This window comes from Paenibacillus sp. FSL P2-0173 (genome assembly GCF_038008045.1).
Lineage (GTDB): Bacteria > Bacillota > Bacilli > Paenibacillales > Paenibacillaceae > Paenibacillus > Paenibacillus polymyxa_B.
On the sequence record NZ_JBBOYK010000001.1, the window covers coordinates 1,303,306 to 1,319,354 of the forward strand.

9 protein-coding genes are annotated in these 16,049 nt (G+C 50.4%); all 9 read right to left on the bottom strand.

All coding sequences use genetic code 11. From position 1 onward, the window contains the following. Positions 1-150 precede the first annotated feature (150 nt). On the bottom strand, positions 151-594 hold the full coding sequence (locus MKX30_RS05750) for a GatB/YqeY domain-containing protein (RefSeq protein ID WP_013311146.1): 444 nt from the start codon (positions 592-594) through the stop codon (positions 151-153). A gap of 16 nt (positions 595-610) precedes the next feature. Then, positions 611-784 carry a 30S ribosomal protein S21 gene (gene rpsU / locus MKX30_RS05755; protein ID WP_005547957.1) on the bottom strand — a complete coding sequence of 58 codons (174 nt, stop codon included), beginning with the start codon at positions 782-784 and terminating at the stop codon, positions 611-613. Between the two features lie 171 nt (positions 785-955). Continuing rightward, positions 956-1,315: a histidine triad nucleotide-binding protein gene (locus MKX30_RS05760; RefSeq protein ID WP_053325787.1), complete on the bottom strand. Its 360-nt coding sequence runs from the start codon at positions 1,313-1,315 to the stop codon at positions 956-958. 162 nt (positions 1,316-1,477) lie between these two features. Next, positions 1,478-2,821, bottom strand: a complete 1,344-nt coding sequence (locus tag MKX30_RS05765; protein ID WP_053325788.1) for an aminotransferase-like domain-containing protein — start codon at positions 2,819-2,821, stop codon at positions 1,478-1,480. A 312-nt stretch (positions 2,822-3,133) separates the two neighbouring features. Next, positions 3,134-3,538 carry a hypothetical protein gene (locus MKX30_RS05770; protein WP_028540454.1) on the bottom strand — a complete coding sequence of 135 codons (405 nt, stop codon included), beginning with the start codon at positions 3,536-3,538 and terminating at the stop codon, positions 3,134-3,136. A gap of 262 nt (positions 3,539-3,800) precedes the next feature. Next, entirely contained in the window at positions 3,801-7,196 is a 3,396-nt protein-coding gene (locus tag MKX30_RS05775; protein ID WP_069080382.1) for an AAA family ATPase, read from the bottom strand. Beyond that, a complete protein-coding gene (locus MKX30_RS05780) occupies positions 7,193-8,377 on the bottom strand; it encodes an exonuclease SbcCD subunit D (RefSeq protein ID WP_053325790.1) in 1,185 nt (394 codons plus the stop codon). The genes MKX30_RS05775 and MKX30_RS05780 overlap by 4 nt, the downstream gene beginning before the upstream one ends. Positions 8,378-8,405: 28 nt before the next feature. Further along, on the bottom strand, positions 8,406-12,425 hold the full coding sequence (addA, locus tag MKX30_RS05785) for a helicase-exonuclease AddAB subunit AddA (protein ID WP_341062571.1): 4,020 nt from the start codon (positions 12,423-12,425) through the stop codon (positions 8,406-8,408). Next, a complete protein-coding gene (addB, locus tag MKX30_RS05790; RefSeq protein WP_076264700.1) occupies positions 12,422-15,988 on the bottom strand; it encodes a helicase-exonuclease AddAB subunit AddB in 3,567 nt (1,188 codons plus the stop codon). The genes addA and addB overlap by 4 nt, the downstream gene beginning before the upstream one ends. Between the last annotated feature and the right edge of the window lie 61 nt (positions 15,989-16,049).

Genomic DNA, 16,049 nt, shown 5'->3' on the forward strand with positions numbered 1-16,049 from the left:
GCACCCAACGGACATCACGTTTCACACAATTAATAATAGCGCTTACATAAAAGAATCTTCTCATCATTACATTCTATGGTAGGCATCGCATATATAGAAATAACACCCTCTGTAAACAGAGGGTGTTGTGTTTTCCTGTTTGTCGCAGGTTTATTGCAGAAATTGCTGAACCGCTTGGTTCACGAGCTTACCGTCAGCGCGGCCTTTTACCTTAGGCATCAAGGCCGTCATTACTTTCCCCATCTCGGCTTTCGAAGAAGCACCGGTTTCCTGGATGGTCTGCTGTACAATAACTTTAATTTCTTCCTCAGAAAGTTGTTCGGGAAGGTACTGAGCGATGATCTCTATTTCTGCTTTAGTGCTTGTCGCAAGTTCATCACGACCGGCTTTTTCAAATTCATGGAGGGCATCTTTTCGCTGTTTGATCTCACGACTCAGAATATCAAGCACTTCGTTGTCGTCCAAATCCCGTTTCAAATCTATTTCAAGATTTTTAATCGTAGAACGAACCATTCGAATGGTGGAGAGTTTGAACTTGTCCTTACTCTTCATTGCTTGCTTCATATCTTCGTTCAATCGTTCGCTCAAATTCATGATTGCTTAGATCCTCCTAGAACTTTCTCTTACGAGCAGCCTCGGACTTTTTCTTGCGCTTTACGCTTGGCTTTTCATAATGCTTGCGTTTCTTCACCTCAGCCAATACGCCATCCTTAGCAATGGAACGTTTAAAGCGACGAAGTGCAGCATCAATTGTCTCGTTTTTGCGAACTTTAGTTTCAGACACCAGTTTTCCCTCCCTCCGACCAGACCGTCCAAGAGCAATAACACGGTTCATCAAATTTTATTATAGGTGAAACGGAAACCAGGTGTCAACCTATAAGAAAAAATGAATACATAAAGGGCCATTTTTCTCCATTCACATCCGTATTACTGAAAAGACAAGCTCTGTCATTTTTTAAAAATGTGAGTCCGAAATACCTGTCAAGGCACCCAATTTGGCGCCGCCCAGTAAGTGATAATGCAGATGCCCCACCGCTTGTCCACTATCTGGGCCACAGTTGTTAATCAACCGATAGCCAGACTCGGCAATTCCTAACTTTTTCGCAACCTCAACCGCAACACGATGAATCTCCGCGATAAGAGGAAGATCCTCCTCTGTCACAGCGTTCATCGAAGGAATATATTTTTTTGGAATAATGAGCACGTGTACTGGCGCCGCAGGCTGGATGTCATGAAATGCGAGCACATTGTCGGTTTCCAACACCTTCTTGCTGGGGATGGTTCCATCCACAATTTTCAAAAACAGATCGTCCATTCAAAACCCTCCTTTGGCAGTGAGCCGATCATAAGCAAATAGACAAAAACAGCCCTTGCTCTCGGCATTCAAAGTTATGTATTTCCCACACTGAATAGAAACATATACAGCCATGTTTGGTTATACTTATGTTTCTTTATGTATCATAACGGAAAAAGGGTCTTAATACCAGTTTCCCTTACTAACTTCCTCTATAATAGCTTTCACCCCTGCATCAATTTGATCCAACTGTGCGCGCGAAATACTTATGCGCAAAAATTTCTCTTGTTCCCTATAGCCTGATAAATAAAAGCCTTTGCCAGCTACAACCTGGATGTTCCTCGCGGAAAGACACTGTACCAAGCGTTCCAAATTCACCGTCCGAGGCAGTTTAAACTGCATATAAACTCCTGAAGTTACAGCTGAAGTCTGAACGTATCCGGCCTGATTGTATCGTTCCACAGCCTTGTTAAGAGCACGAACGCGCTCCGAATACAGTTTATATATCGTGTGCTTGTGGCGTTCATACATTCCATTTTTAATATAAATATCAAGCGCCGCCTGAGACAATATAGATGTGTCGACATATCTTTTATAAGTGTTAAACGTCTTCAATAGGACTTCTGGCAATACCGCAACTCCTAATCGCAAGCCGGGGAAAATGATTTTCGAGAAGCTTTTCAAATAAATAACATGGTGTGTCTGGTCGTATGCATAAATGGGATCAAAAAGATGATCGGCCCCCAAATCTGCCATATAGTCATCTTCTACGATGTACACATCATATTTGGCGGCTAAGGCAGCTATCGCTTTTCGCTCCTCTGTGTTGTAAGAGACTCCTAATGGATTATGATATCTTGACATGGTATAAAAAAACTTGATGCTCTCGTTCTTAAATTGATTCTCCAATTCGTGAAAATCCATACCTTCCGCTGTCCGGACGATGGTACTGACGGGTATGTTCTCTTCCTCCAGAAAACGCAAATATATATCGTAACTTGGCTGCTCGACCAAAACCTTTTCTTTGCCATTGGGAAACGGCATTTTAGCGAGTATCTCCAATGCCTGCTGAACACCCGAAGTAACGATAATCCGATCCATTTTTGCAAACACCTGAGTATCAGCCAAATGGGAAACCAACGTATGACGCAGTGTTTCCAGCCCTTGCGAATCGCCATAAGTGAACAGATGATATTTGTAGGTGTCAATAGCCTGATTCAAACAATGTTGGAAATCCAGATAAGGGAATACATTCAAATCCGGGGAGGCCGAAGCAAAATCAACGGAGTCTTGAATATGGCTATGGTGTAAATCGCCCGAATTTTCCACTACATAGTATCCACTTTGCGGTATGGAATAGATGGCGTGTTTCTTTTCAAGTTCAGCATATGCCCGCAGAATCGTGCTTTTGCTGCACCTGTATAATTCAGAAGCCTCACGGACCGACGGCAACTTGTAACCTGATTTATATTGTCCCTCGCGAATTTTAAGTTCTATATCCAATAAAATTGAAACGTATTTTTTCACAATATCCTCCCACCTGCTCTTTACATACTCATTACATGCTTATTCCGTCTTATGTTTCTTTACACGCTAGATGTTACCATGGTTTATGAATAAACAGGATACCTCATTTCATTGAACTGTACTAATACAGTTTCAATCATTGAATCATATTCGGGATGTTTTACGTGAAAAAGAGGCTGTTTCTTCATAATGGAAGAAGCAGCCTTGCATGGTGATAATGTATGGATGCGCCTTAAAGTCACTTGTACTGCACAAGAACTGTAGGCGGGAGAGAGCAGGAATTCACTATGTCTGACGACTAAGAAAATAGGATTAGTAATAAGGCAGCAAGCTAATCGCTGTCAACGCTGCAAGTGGCAGAATCAAACGATTAAAGCGACGGCGTCCGTATGGGAACCCATATGCATAAGCGGGTGCTGGATACGGGTACGGGTACGGATACGGAGGATAAGACGCATAGCCACCATATGCACGGGAGCCGCAGCCACAATTATTAGGCGGATATGGGAGATTAACATTGACATTCTCCATCTCGTCTCCACCCATAGGAACGGCTAAGTATATCTTTTCATCATCCACATGCTCTACAATGCCGTCATACATTGTCCCGTCCTTCACCCATACGCATACATAACGATGCATATGCTTTTGACATAGTGTTTTAGCATCCGTCTGTTCCGGTGCTGTAACTTTTTCGGTTGTCATGCTTTTTTCCATGGTTGTTTCCTCCTAGGCTCTTGCATGTATACCGTATGTTATTCAAAAACGGGCTATTTGCTACATCAAATTGGGCGAATTCCGGCTTGCAAAAAAAAAGAAGCACCCCGGGAGCTCTTGGCAGAGCCCCTCTGAACGGACGTATGATGGGAAGATTTCTTCCGCAGCATACGTCCGCCGGGGTGCTGTATGATTAACTTGTCGGCTTGGCTGTATTATAACAATAGTTTGAAACTGTATCTGTGACCTGTATCACATTGCTTCAAAAAGTTTCCATAACCACACGTGAGCCGCCTCCAGCCTGCTCTGCTGGCAGAACAACTAGCTTGCGCGGAAGACGGGCCCGTAGTTCAGGCACATGACTAATCACACCAACAGACAATTGATCGTGGTGCAGCTTTTCCAGTGAGGTGATCACTGTGTCAAGCAGCTCAGGGTCCAACGTTCCAAAGCCTTCATCCAGAAAGAAAAATTGCAGAGGGTATTGGCCCCGCAATTGAATTTGAGCCGACAGCGCAAGCGCAAGCGACAAGGAGGTCAGGAACGTTTCGCCACCGGACAAGGTCGATACCGGACGTTTGACCCCACCGTTGGCATCGTCACTAATGACAAATCCACCGCTGGAATCTACCTCTAGCGCGTAACGCTGCTTGGTCAGAAAACGCAGGCGGCGTGAAGCCGACTGACTGACCTGCATGAGCTGCTCCTCGGCAATATATTCAACAAAGGCATTGCCGCGAAAAACAGACTGGAGCTTGGACATTTTTTCCGCTTCGCTACGCAAATGTATACGATTGGACTCCAGCTCCATCCAGCGGACGTGCCGATGCTGCAAGTCCTCTAAATCACGCTCAGCCTTGGCGCGATTCTGAAGCGCCTCTTCATCGCGTGCACGGCAATCACGTAGCTGTGCAGTGGCCGTTTCCCACTGTTCCTCTGATACCGTTGCTCCATTCAGCTGCTCTTTGACATGTTTTAAGCGGGAAGACAGCTCTTTTTCCCGTTCTCGATGCAAACTCACTTCACGCTCATAGCGTGCGGCTTCTTCCGGTCCCAGGCAGCATTCCATGACCTCTGCTTCCGTAGCGAAGGAGGATGCTTCCAGACGGCTGCCCCAACGGGACTCTGCCATCTGACGTCTTTCTTCTGCCGAGTCGGAGGCCTGCCGGGCAATCAGTGAAGCATGAACGGCTTGCTGCTTGCGTTCTTCCGCTTCGGTACGGCGGCGTGCCGCGGCTTCGGCTCCGTTTTTAAGTCCCAACAGTCGCGAGGTCGCTTCTTCCAGCAATGAAGCCGCTTGGCCATCTCCAACCCACTTTCGGAGCTGTGCTAGCTTTTCACGAAGCGAATCATCTTTGCTTTGGAGCCCTGTACGGCGGGCAATAATGATTTTATCCTCCTCGATGATACTCTGCTGTATCTGTTGAACACGCGCCGCCTTTCCTTCGAGGAAGGTCACACTCGTCTCCAGCCGGGACCGCAGCTCTTCCGCACGCCCGTCGCGCTCCTGCATGGCGCGGTAACGCTCCGCGGCTTCGCCCGGAGCGACATCCGGCAGCTGCGCCGCCCATTCGGCGCGTAGCCCCTCGCTGCGCGTGGTGCATGCCTCGCGCTTGCTGCGTGCCTGCGTCAGCGCTGCGGCAGCTGCCTCCTGCTCGGCGGCAGCACGGATACGCCGCTGCTGTCCGGCAGCGTCTGCCTCGCGCAGCGCCTGTGCCTCGGTAGGCAGCATATGCGCACGTGCGGCTAGTTCTGCCGCAGCACGCTCCAGCGCCGTGCAGCGCTCCGCCCAAGCGGCGGCACCGCGTGGCTCTGCTGGCGCTGCCGCAGGCGTGAAAGGCTCGCCCGTGGCGGCAGCGCCGCTGTCTGCGGTGGCGGGCTGTGCCAGCAAGCTGCGCTGCTCATGCAACTGCTGGCGCAGTGTAAGGCGCAGCTCCTGCAAACCGAGCCGCAGGCGGTGCAGCTCATCTGGCGCAGCGGCATCCGCGCTATGCGCCGCGACGACGGCAGGCGCGGGGTGATGCAACGAGCCGCACACTGCGCACGGCTCGCCTTCGCGCAACTCGGCAGCGAGATGCTGAGCAAGACGGCCCAGCTCCTCGGCACGGAGCTCGTGGCGCAGTTGCTCTTCCTCGGAGGCCAGTGACGACATATCGACGGTGATCTCTGCCTCCAACGTCAGCAATGCCTCAATGCCATCAGCTGCCTGTGCAGCAAGGGCAGAACGCCGTGCCTCTGTCTCCTGTGTCTCCTGGTCCGTCAGCTGTAAACGTTCGTCAGCTTGCGCAAGCCGATTCTCCTGAGCGGTGTACTCCAGTTCAGCTTCACGCAATTGCTCATTCGCGACTTCCAGCTGTTGCAGCCGTTGCACAGCCTCTTGCAGCATACGCCGCTCATCTGCCCGCACTTCATTTTGCTTTAGCTCCTGTTGAAGCTCTTGCTGTCGCTTCAAGCCTCGCGTCTGTAGCTCTTGTTCCTTTGCGAGTCCTTCTGCATGTTCAGCAAGGGTTTGTTCGCTTTGCACAAGCTCGGCCGCCAGACGTTCCCGTTCGGTCCGCAACGCTTCCGTATCACGCTCCAGTTGAAGCGCCTGCTCTAGTTGGTCGATCCGAAGCAATAGCTTCGGTTCTTCGGCACTGAGTGCTTGCCGGGCCTGCTCATCTGCTTGCGCAGACACAAGCGCAGCCTCCTGCGCGGTAGCGGCCAGGACTTCCATTTCTTCGGCAGTCTTTTGCCGTTTTTCCGCTTCAGCAATGGCTTCCTTCCAATCCGTCAGCGCAGGCAGCAATGCCTCGGCTGCAGTTGCTTGTCGAAGCTTGCGCTCCAGCAAAGCAATGCCCGGCTCCTGTGCTGCCAACTGCTCCAGCTCGTTCGATCTTTGGCTGAGCTCGATGACCAGCTCACGGGTTTTGTTTAGCGCCTCCGATTCACGTGAGACACGCTCTAGCTCGCGACGCGAAGCTTCTGCATTGGCAATCGCCTCTTTGAGACGCAACTCTACATGTTCAAGCGCTTCAGCACTCGCATCCCCCAGCCCTTGCTGCTCCGCCTCTAACGCTTTCAGTGCGCTATCGTTATCTTTCACACGACGGCTTAGCTTCTGTGCAAGTTGATCTCCGTACTTCTCCAGATGGAATAAACGCTGTAGCATCTGTCTACGTTCACTGCCTTTTAAGGACAAGAATTCCGCAAACTTTCCCTGCGGCAATACAACAGCTCGTGTAAAATCGTCCATTTTCAGGCCGATATACTCCTCTACACAGCGCGTCACATCCTGCACCTTATCGGCAAGCACTTCCTCGCCATCCTCTGTTAACGCAATAAAACGGCTAAGCGTATTATTAACCGATACGCCTCCAGCACGTTTGAAACGTCGTTCTACACGGTAACGACGAGGCCCTTGAGCTGACATTAATTCAAACGTAAACGCAACAGACAACGTATCCTCAGCATGATTCATAATGCCTTGTGTACCATTCACTGCCCGCTCCACTTTACCGTACATAGCCAACGTAATGGCATCCAGCAGCGTTGATTTTCCACTACCCGTTGGGCCAAAAATTCCAAACAGTCCAGTTTCGGTCAAATCGTCAAAGCGAATTTCCTGTGACTCCCGGTAGCTTTGCAACCCCGCCAGTTTTAGAAGGATTGGTTTCATGCGTCATCCTCCTCAGCGTGCTCTCTTGCATCATCCTGTTCCACCAGTTCCAGAAACAACTGCACTAATCCGTCATCTGGCTGTGCTCCACCTGTCTGCCGCTGATAGAATGCCCGGAACAACTCATGCACTGGCAGTTCTGATCGTTGGTGCTCCAGCTGTGCGGCAGCCATTTCTGGATACATTGGGCGAATATGAATGATGCCTTCACGGCTTTTGCGCAGCCGCTGAATATCTCCCATCGACATCGCTTCATCCAGCGTAATTTCCAGATCAATAAAGGCATCGGCATCCAGTCCTTCGTCCAGCCAGCGATATACTTCCTCCAGACCTCCCCGTGCACGCCACCTCACTAATGGGCGTCCACTGGTAATATACAGTTCCTCGACCTGAGCAGGCTTGCCAGCAACCACGTCAATTAACGTAACCGATTTGGCTTGTCCGGCTTCGGAAAAGCTATAAGCCAGCGGCGAGCCACTGTAACGCATCAGCCCGTCTCCCTTCACATATTGGGGACGATGCAAATGTCCTAGAGCCGTATACTGTGCCCCAATGCTCAAAGCAGACGGATCTACGGTATACGCCCCCCCGACCTGAATCGGACGTTCCGAGTCCGATTCCAGCCCGCCGAGCACATAAATATGGCTCATCGACAAATTAACGGTGTCAGGCCGAAATGCTGTACCCAGCTGTGACATCAGCAAGCCCACACGGCGGCTGTATGCCTCGCGCAATACTGTTTCATCTCCGTCTTCAGACAATAGCTCGTTCAGACGAGACTCGGAGGGATATGGCAAGGCTGCAATGCATGCCATTTCACCCGTTCGCGGTGTATGAACGCGTACCGCTTCCCCATGGGGCAGTCCCAGCAATGTAATTCCGCGCCCGCTCACCAGCGGTGTGACCGAGGATACCCTTTCCGGCTGATCATGATTGCCCGCAATGACGACTAGTGGTCTTCCTCCAGCCGTAAGACGGGCAGACGTTTCATAAAACAATTGCTCGGCTGCGGCCGATGGATTGACTGAGTCGTATACGTCTCCAGCCATCATAATCAAATCGGCCTGCTGATCGTCAGCCATTTTCGCCAATTCTTCCAAAAACGCCTCCTGCTCCTTTAAACGGCTGCGTCCTTCCAACGTGCGGCCCAAATGCCAATCACCTGTATGCAAAATCCGCATGCTATTCCTCCTCTCCCTATCTATATAACTACAGCCGTACACTCTCTCCAGCTTCTAAAAAATACAGCCACTTCTCAGCAACCTTCTTGCCTGTAATCTCTTCGATCACACGGGCATACAGCTCCAATTGAAATCGATATTGGTCTGTTAAATGGGACAGTGTACGATATTCAGATATCCGATCTGTTTTATAATCTACCAGTACGAGTCCTTCAGGAGTTTCAAATAGACAGTCAATAATCCCGTTCATCAGCACCTTATCGCCGTCCTGTCTACCTTCCGAATCTGTTTCTTGTCCTGGTGACATCGATGGTAAGCTGTGGTTCCAGTAATCGGTTGCCCGCATGGTATAAGTAAACGGAAGCTCTCTTTGAACATGGGATGCTCCCAGCATTCTGCTACCCAGCTCACTAGTGAAAAAGCGTAATATTTTATCCGTATCTAGCGCCTCTGCATGAACATCCAGTAACATACGCTGATTGAGCAAACGAGCCTTGGTTTCCTCAATAACTTCGGCGCTCATCCCCCCATCTAGTGGCAAATGCAGCATCAACGTATGATAGACTGTTCCTCGTTCCGTTGGAGTCAGACGCTGATTCCCCATAAACTTAGGTCTGCGCAAGTGTAATTGACTTCCCCCAGTGTGAGAATCCTCCCGATCCTCCGGTAACTCTGCTAGTAGGGAGGTAGATAGATTCAGCCAATCGTCCGAACCCATCTCCTGCATTTCCAGCCATCTTTTCATCTCAGTAACCGATGTATTGGCTGCCGTCTTGCCAGCCCGTTCATACGGATAAATCCAGGAAAGAGCAGCTTCAATATCCGTTTCACTCTCTTCGTTCAAGTCGATTAGCTCCGCATTTCTCAGTGCTTCTGTCTTCTTTTGGCGCTCTTCTCCCGACACCTCTTCCTCATGATCTGAGTTCACACGAGAGCCGGAAAGTGTTTCCGAGGCCACGATTTTAAATAACCAGTCTGTTCCCAGCATATGTTCCAGCCTGTGATAGTACCCATCCTGATCACCTGCGGCTTCCCTCAACAAAGTAGCAGAAGGATGCCGAATCAAAGCGGGACCTACCCAGTCCAGATAGCTGCGGCCTGCCGCCAGCATATAGTCTGGTAAGACAATTTCCGTATGTTCTTTGGCACGTGCCCAACCCGCTGCGCGCGAAGCGAGATCCTTCACGGTTCCGGTCATAATCAGCTTTTCGCGCGGACGTGTAAGCGCCACGTATAACACCCGCATTTCCTCAGCCAATAGCTCCAGCTGTGAGCGTCGGCGGATCGCTAAATTAGGCAGCGTAGGGTAGCTGACACGATTTTGTTCCTCCACATATTTAGGACCAAACCCCAACTCCTTGTGCATAAGAAACGGCGCATTGAGATCCTGTTGATTGAACATTTTTGCTGTCCCGGCAATAAACACGATAGGGAATTCAAGTCCTTTACTTTTATGAATGGTCATAATGCGGACAGCCTGATCGGGTTCAGTCCCTCCGCTAATTGATCCTAAATCACCGCCTCGCTCCCGTAGACGGGAAATGAAGGTCAGAAATCGGAACAATCCTCGGTTGGACGTAGAAGTCTCATACTGTCTCGCTCGGTCATATAGCGCCCGCAAATTGCTTTGGCGCTGTGAGCCGCCAGGCAGTCCACCGACCCAATCCAGATATCCTGTTTCCTCCAGCACATTCCAAATCAATGCACTTAAGCTGCCTTGTCTGGCTTCATGCCGCCAGGCTTCCAAATTACGCAAAAATGAACGTAGTCGGGCAGACAATGTATTCCCGTCATTTCTATTACCAAAGTCAGATGAAGATAAAGAGTCCTCTGGGAAAATATCCAACTCCATGATCTCAGCTGAAATCCCTTTTTCGCTTTCTTCCAGTGGGTCAGCCTCAGCCGCCGCCAGCAATGCGCCATAAAACAATCCATCTGGCTTCTCCAACCGAATTTGTGCCAGTTCATCTTCGGTCAAGCCGACAATCGGCGAACGAAGCACTGATGCAAGCGGGATATCCTGCTGCGGATTATCAATAATGTGCAGCAGAGACAACATTACCTCAACTTCCGTTGCTTTAAAAAAGCCTGTCGTCTGCTCCCCGGAGGCCGGAATGCCCTCAAGCCGCAGTTCCTCCACAATTAGGGGGGCCCACACGCTTGCGGAACGAAGCAAAATGACGATATCACCGTAGACTGCCGGACGCATCGCTTTTAATCCTCTGTCGTAAATCAACAGTGGTTGTCCAGTGTCTCCGGTCAGTTCTTTAATCCGTTGCGCGATCGCACGAGCCTCTAACTGTGCCGTTTCTAACTCCACAAGCTCAGCCAGCTCACTTTCCTGTAAAGCAGATTCGTCCCCCGTTTCGGACAGCTCCGAAGCCTCAGAAAGACCATGTCCACCCTTATCAACTAACAGCAGCTCAGGTGCATATACAGATGCAGGGTCTTGATCCGACTGGTCGGGATAGGATGCGCCGTGTACCAGCCATGCTCGTTCATCGTACTCAATTTCCGCCACATCCACACTCATAATCTGGCGGAACACCAAATTGACCGCATCGACAACTTCCTCCCGACTGCGGAAATTACGCGCCAGATCAATTAATAAGCCATCTTCCTGCTCCTGCATGCCGTACCGTTGATACTTATTCAAAAACAGACCCGGCTCCGCCAGCCGAAACCGATAAATACTCTGTTTCACGTCGCCCACCATAAAACGGTTACCCGGTTCCTCCCGTGATACCAGCCTAACGATATCTTCCTGTACGGTATTCGTATCCTGATACTCATCCAACAGCACCTCGTCGAATTGCGCCTTATATTCGAGCGCAGCGTCGGAAGGTAGTAGCTTGTACGGAGTAGAATCGGGATGTCGTAATATTTTCAGACAATAATGTTCCAAATCCCCGAAGTCCACCAACCCTTTTGACTGCTTGTGTTGTTGAAATCGTTCCCCGAATACAATCACGGTTTCTATCAATTCGTCCATCAGCGGAGCCGCGGCGTGCAGCTCCTCCCAATAGGCTTCTGCTCTCCTGCCAAACAGGGAAGCCTTCATATCTGTAATCATTTTTTTGGCTGCTTCACGCAGCGTTTTAACCCGTTCCTGCAATGCAGGCTCGGTCTGATCTTTTTTGACGGGCTTGAGCTTACCGAAGGAAGCTGTCTGAAAATGATCATATAGAGATGCCCACGGCTGTGTCTCCAGCTCCTGTAACAATCCCTTCACCATCGCCGCATCCTCTTGCAGCGTCACGGCATAAGGTGCAGGACCGCCAGGCTGCATAGCTGTTTCATGCGCCTGTTCCAGCAAGCTCGCTGCTCCACGCAATGAAAGTGCAGCATCCGCCAAAATACTGCGAACCCAGGGAGTCTCTCCCAAAGCGGCTACATCCTGTACACGAAATGCTGCCGCTGTCTCCCGCAGCCAATGTTCTGGCCAAGGATGACTTTGAGAAAAATCATACAGCCGCTGAACAAGCACGTACATTGCATCATCGGTGCGTTCTCCACTGAACCAGTCGACCAGTCTGCGGAATGTACTGCCTTCATCATGAGCCTCATATTTCTCCTCAAACAGTTCTTCTAGAAGCTCCTGACGCAGCAATTCTGTCTCATGCTCATTCATAATCCGAAAACCGGGATCAAGGGGAATGGCCTGATAATGCCTGCGGATGACCTCCATACAAAATGAGTGAAGCGTCGTAATCGAGGCCCGATTCAGCAACGATAGCTGGCGGCGTACATGCTCACTTTCCGGTTCCTGCTCCAGTACACGTTCCAACGCTTCGCGTATCCGTTGACGCATTTCGGCGGCGGCAGCCTTCGTAAAGGTCGCTACCAGTAACCGATCCACACTGAAGCCGAGCTGGGGATCGACGATTTTACGAATAATACGCTCTACGAGCACCGCTGTTTTACCAGACCCTGCCGCTGCCGCGACCAGCATGTTATTACCAGATTCCGAAATTGCACGCCACTGGTCATCACTCCACATACTGCCTTCCGGCTTCGGCATGCCTTTAGTGTTTGACGTGCCTATCATTGGTCCATTCCTCCTTTCCCTTCCTGTGTATGACCCAGCAGATTCCAGATCTGATCCTTACCGGGTTTACCCCATTGATTGTAGCCACTACCGTCCAGACTGTCGTCAAATTGACAAACAGGCTTAAAAGAACAGAAGGTACAAGCCGTCTCTTGCTGGATACGATAAGGTTCAATGGCCACATCGCCCTCTGTCATCCGTGTGCCAATCGTCCGGATATTATGACGTACCGAAGCTAGCAGGCTGTCCCACTGTTCCGGCGAAGCAACCGAAGCACTGCTATAAAAACTGCCGTCTGCTTTCACCGCAACAGGTAAAATAGAGGAATATCCCTTGTCCAATGCTGTATCCATTTGCCCAACTACATCCCGATCCGCGAGCAATAATCCCTTCATCTTAAAACGTTTTAAAAGCTCCTGACGGGCCTGTTCTGCGCTAAGACCGTTAGGCGACTGCAACATCGGATTGTGGACGTGAAAATACAGTGTACCCGCTGGATAAGCCGTCTCGCCCAACCATTCCTCCGCCGCATTCAGCAGCACATCCAGGTAGGTGAGCATCTGCAAGGACAGGCCATAGTACACTTCATGCAGCTTGAGATCCTTTTGGCTAGATTTGTAATCGATGACACGCAAAAGTAACCCCTTTTCTCCCTCTGCCACATCTACACGGTCAATCCGTCCGACAATTTCCATCACAACGCCGTTATCTAACCGGAAGCTTAACGGAGGAAGCTGCTGACCCGGCCCAAAGTCCAACTCCAGCCCAATCGGCTCAAAGCTACCTCTTCGCGCATGTTCACCTAAAATCAACGAGGCACGGCTCACGATGTCTTTCAATTTACGCAAAATGTAGCCATACCGCTTGGAACTCATTAAAATCTCGCCTTGCAGACGAGGAGCCAAACGCTCCACTGTACTTTCCGCCTCTTGGCGGCATTCCTCCGTGCTGAGACTGCCCCAGCTGACATTGCGTTTACGCAAATTGATCGCCATCTCTCCAAGCGCTGCATGGAATAATTGTCCGATATCCGGGGCCTTCAGGCGATACATTTGACGTTCCTTCAAACGAAGACCGTGAGAGGCAAAGTGCGAAAATGGACATGCCACAAAACGTTCCATACGAGATACGCTGGTACGCAGCTTGCTGCCGTACAGACGGCGGCTCGTTTCTTTCTGCATTTCGGCATGGTTCTCGTAAAAAAGTGAGGTCAACAGCTGACGCAGCTTGTCTTTCTCACGCCCTTGCTGGCTTGCATACCAGTTATATACCTCCCACCAAGGAGATAAAATGTCACCGCCACGTCGCCAATGTCGTAATTGCGCAATGAGCTGCGGCAATGCCTCAGACGGATGAGAAGCATACTCCCATTGCGTCGTCCAAGCATCTCCAGGCAAAGGGTATCCAGCCAGTGGACGCTCGTCCAGACTAGGAAACAGGTGCCGCACATGTCGTACTAACTCAGACGGCAGCAACGACTTCCCTTCTTCATCAGTCACTGCATAGCTCATCCACAGGCTTTTACCGGCTGAAGTAAGGGCCGTATAAGCGAGAAAACGTTCGTCCAACAGACGTCTTGTCATATCCGGCGCCAGCTCTACGCCTCGTTCGTTTAATGCCGTACGCTCCTGCTCATTCAGCACACCGTCCTCATGGAACACAGCCGGCATCACACCTTCGTTCATACCTAGTACAAAGGCATGTTGAATACCGGACACACGTGTACGGTCCGTGTTTCCGACTAGAACCTGATCCAGAGCTGGCGGAACAAGTCCCATACGGAACTCAGCCAATCCCGTTTCCAGCACACCCGCAAACAAAGAGGTATCCAGCCTCTCATCACCCATCATTTCGACAATTTGATCCAGTAGTTCAAGCACCGCATCCCATACTTGACGATGCTCCTTCGCCTGCTCAGGTTTTCCTGCTTCCTCTGCCTGATGAATGAAGGCGTCCAGCTTGTGGCCGATTTCTGCATCCTCCAGTAACAGATATACCGCTTCACACTTCTCAAGTGCAGTTCGTGCCTTGCCGACACGTTTCTCAAACGCACGTAAAGGCGTCACGATCACATCCCGGCACAGTTCCATCAAATCCAACGTTTCATCCCGTTGACGGCTCCGTTCCTGCTCCTCCAGCTCCAGTGACAAGCTGGGCACAGCCTGCCACGGGCGACCGTCTGTCCAACGGCTGCCTTGTATTCCGCAGGCTAGTACATAGTTTTCCAAACGGTCCATCTCCTCACGACTTACCCGACCATCCAGCGGCAGGAGAAGGTCTGTTTTGACCGCACGGAATACATCCTCATATCGCCAACGACGCTGCACGATATCCAGCGAAGCCCGAATCAATTCCACTAAGGGATGATGCAAAACACTTCTCCGCTGATCCAGAAATACTGGAACCTCATATTGTTTGAATATCGGTTCCACCCATGGCTCATAATCTTCAATATGACGTACAAACAGGGCCATCTCCCGATAACGAGCGCCCTCATCTCGGGCCAGACGACGCATTTCGCGTACAGCCCCTTCCAGCTCTGCACGGCGATTAGCCGCAGTGTACAGTTTTATGCCTTCCGGCTGTTCTTCTGTCCACTGCTCTCGTAGCTGCTGCAGCCGCATCCATTGTTCCTGATTCCGTAACCCTGTACGATGTTCAAAGTTAGCCTCCAAATACGCCAACGCCGGACGCTCCTTAAATCTCGGCAGCGGATCAGGGCGCAGTAATTGTGTCTGCGTCTCTATCATCAGCTCGTCTGCCATTCCTTTGAGCTTTACATACGTAGCCGCTGAGGGATGAAACAAATCCAGCTCATGCGGAAGCTGTCCGCTCTCGTAGCTGCGGTTGCAAGTCAGCGCCACCGTCAACGAAGAAGCGTGCAGCATAAGCTGCTCCACCACCTTGTATTCATGTGGTGTAAACCTGCGGTAGCCATCCATCCAAATATCTGCCCCACGCACAAGGGAAGACTCAGCAATCTGTTCTGCCAGCATGCGCAGCGTATCTTCACCGTCAATATATTTAAGCGTCAGCTCTCGTTCAAAATCCTCATAGATTAGACTGATATCTTTGAGCTTGCCGCGCAAAATCGGAGTTGACTCTCCAGCAGCGTTCATTCGCTCCAGTTGCTCCGGTACAGACCGAGTATCATTTCCATACTGCTTTAGCTCCGTAAACAATGTATTCAACCGATCCACAAAGCCGAGCTGGTCTCCCGAATCCTTAAACAAACTCAGTTCATCCTTGCGACGACGAATAATTTTATATAAAAGCATCTTCTTGCCTTCTTCCGTTACAGGCACCAGTGCTGAACCCCCGGTTTCCTGCATAACTAAATAGGCAAGACGATGAAATCCCATCACTTGGGCGCGCACCGACCCCTGAATACCGTTTCCGGATTCTGTAAGTAACGCATGCTCAGAAGCAAATGACGATTGCTCCGGTACAAGTAACAGCATAGGCTTACCTAGCGGCTCCTCGCGTAACATAGACGTCATTTCATTGCGGATTAACGTACTTTTACCACTCCCAGAGCGGCCAATCAACAAGCGAACCGACATGATGCGGCCTCCTTTCCAACGAACAACATTCTATTAAACAGTATAGCATATCAGGCAAGGG

Coding starts and splice junctions, on each gene's coding strand:
- MKX30_RS05760 (WP_053325787.1), bottom strand. CDS start 1,315: ATGGACGATCTGTTTTTGAAAATTGTGGATGGAACCATCCCCAGCAAG.
- MKX30_RS05775 (WP_069080382.1), bottom strand. CDS start 7,196: ATGAAACCAATCCTTCTAAAACTGGCGGGGTTGCAAAGCTACCGGGAG.
- addA (WP_341062571.1), bottom strand. CDS start 12,425: ATGATAGGCACGTCAAACACTAAAGGCATGCCGAAGCCGGAAGGCAGT.
- MKX30_RS05750 (WP_013311146.1), bottom strand. CDS start 594: ATGAATTTGAGCGAACGATTGAACGAAGATATGAAGCAAGCAATGAAG.
- MKX30_RS05780 (WP_053325790.1), bottom strand. CDS start 8,377: ATGCGGATTTTGCATACAGGTGATTGGCATTTGGGCCGCACGTTGGAA.
- MKX30_RS05770 (WP_028540454.1), bottom strand. CDS start 3,538: ATGGAAAAAAGCATGACAACCGAAAAAGTTACAGCACCGGAACAGACG.
- addB (WP_076264700.1), bottom strand. CDS start 15,988: ATGTCGGTTCGCTTGTTGATTGGCCGCTCTGGGAGTGGTAAAAGTACG.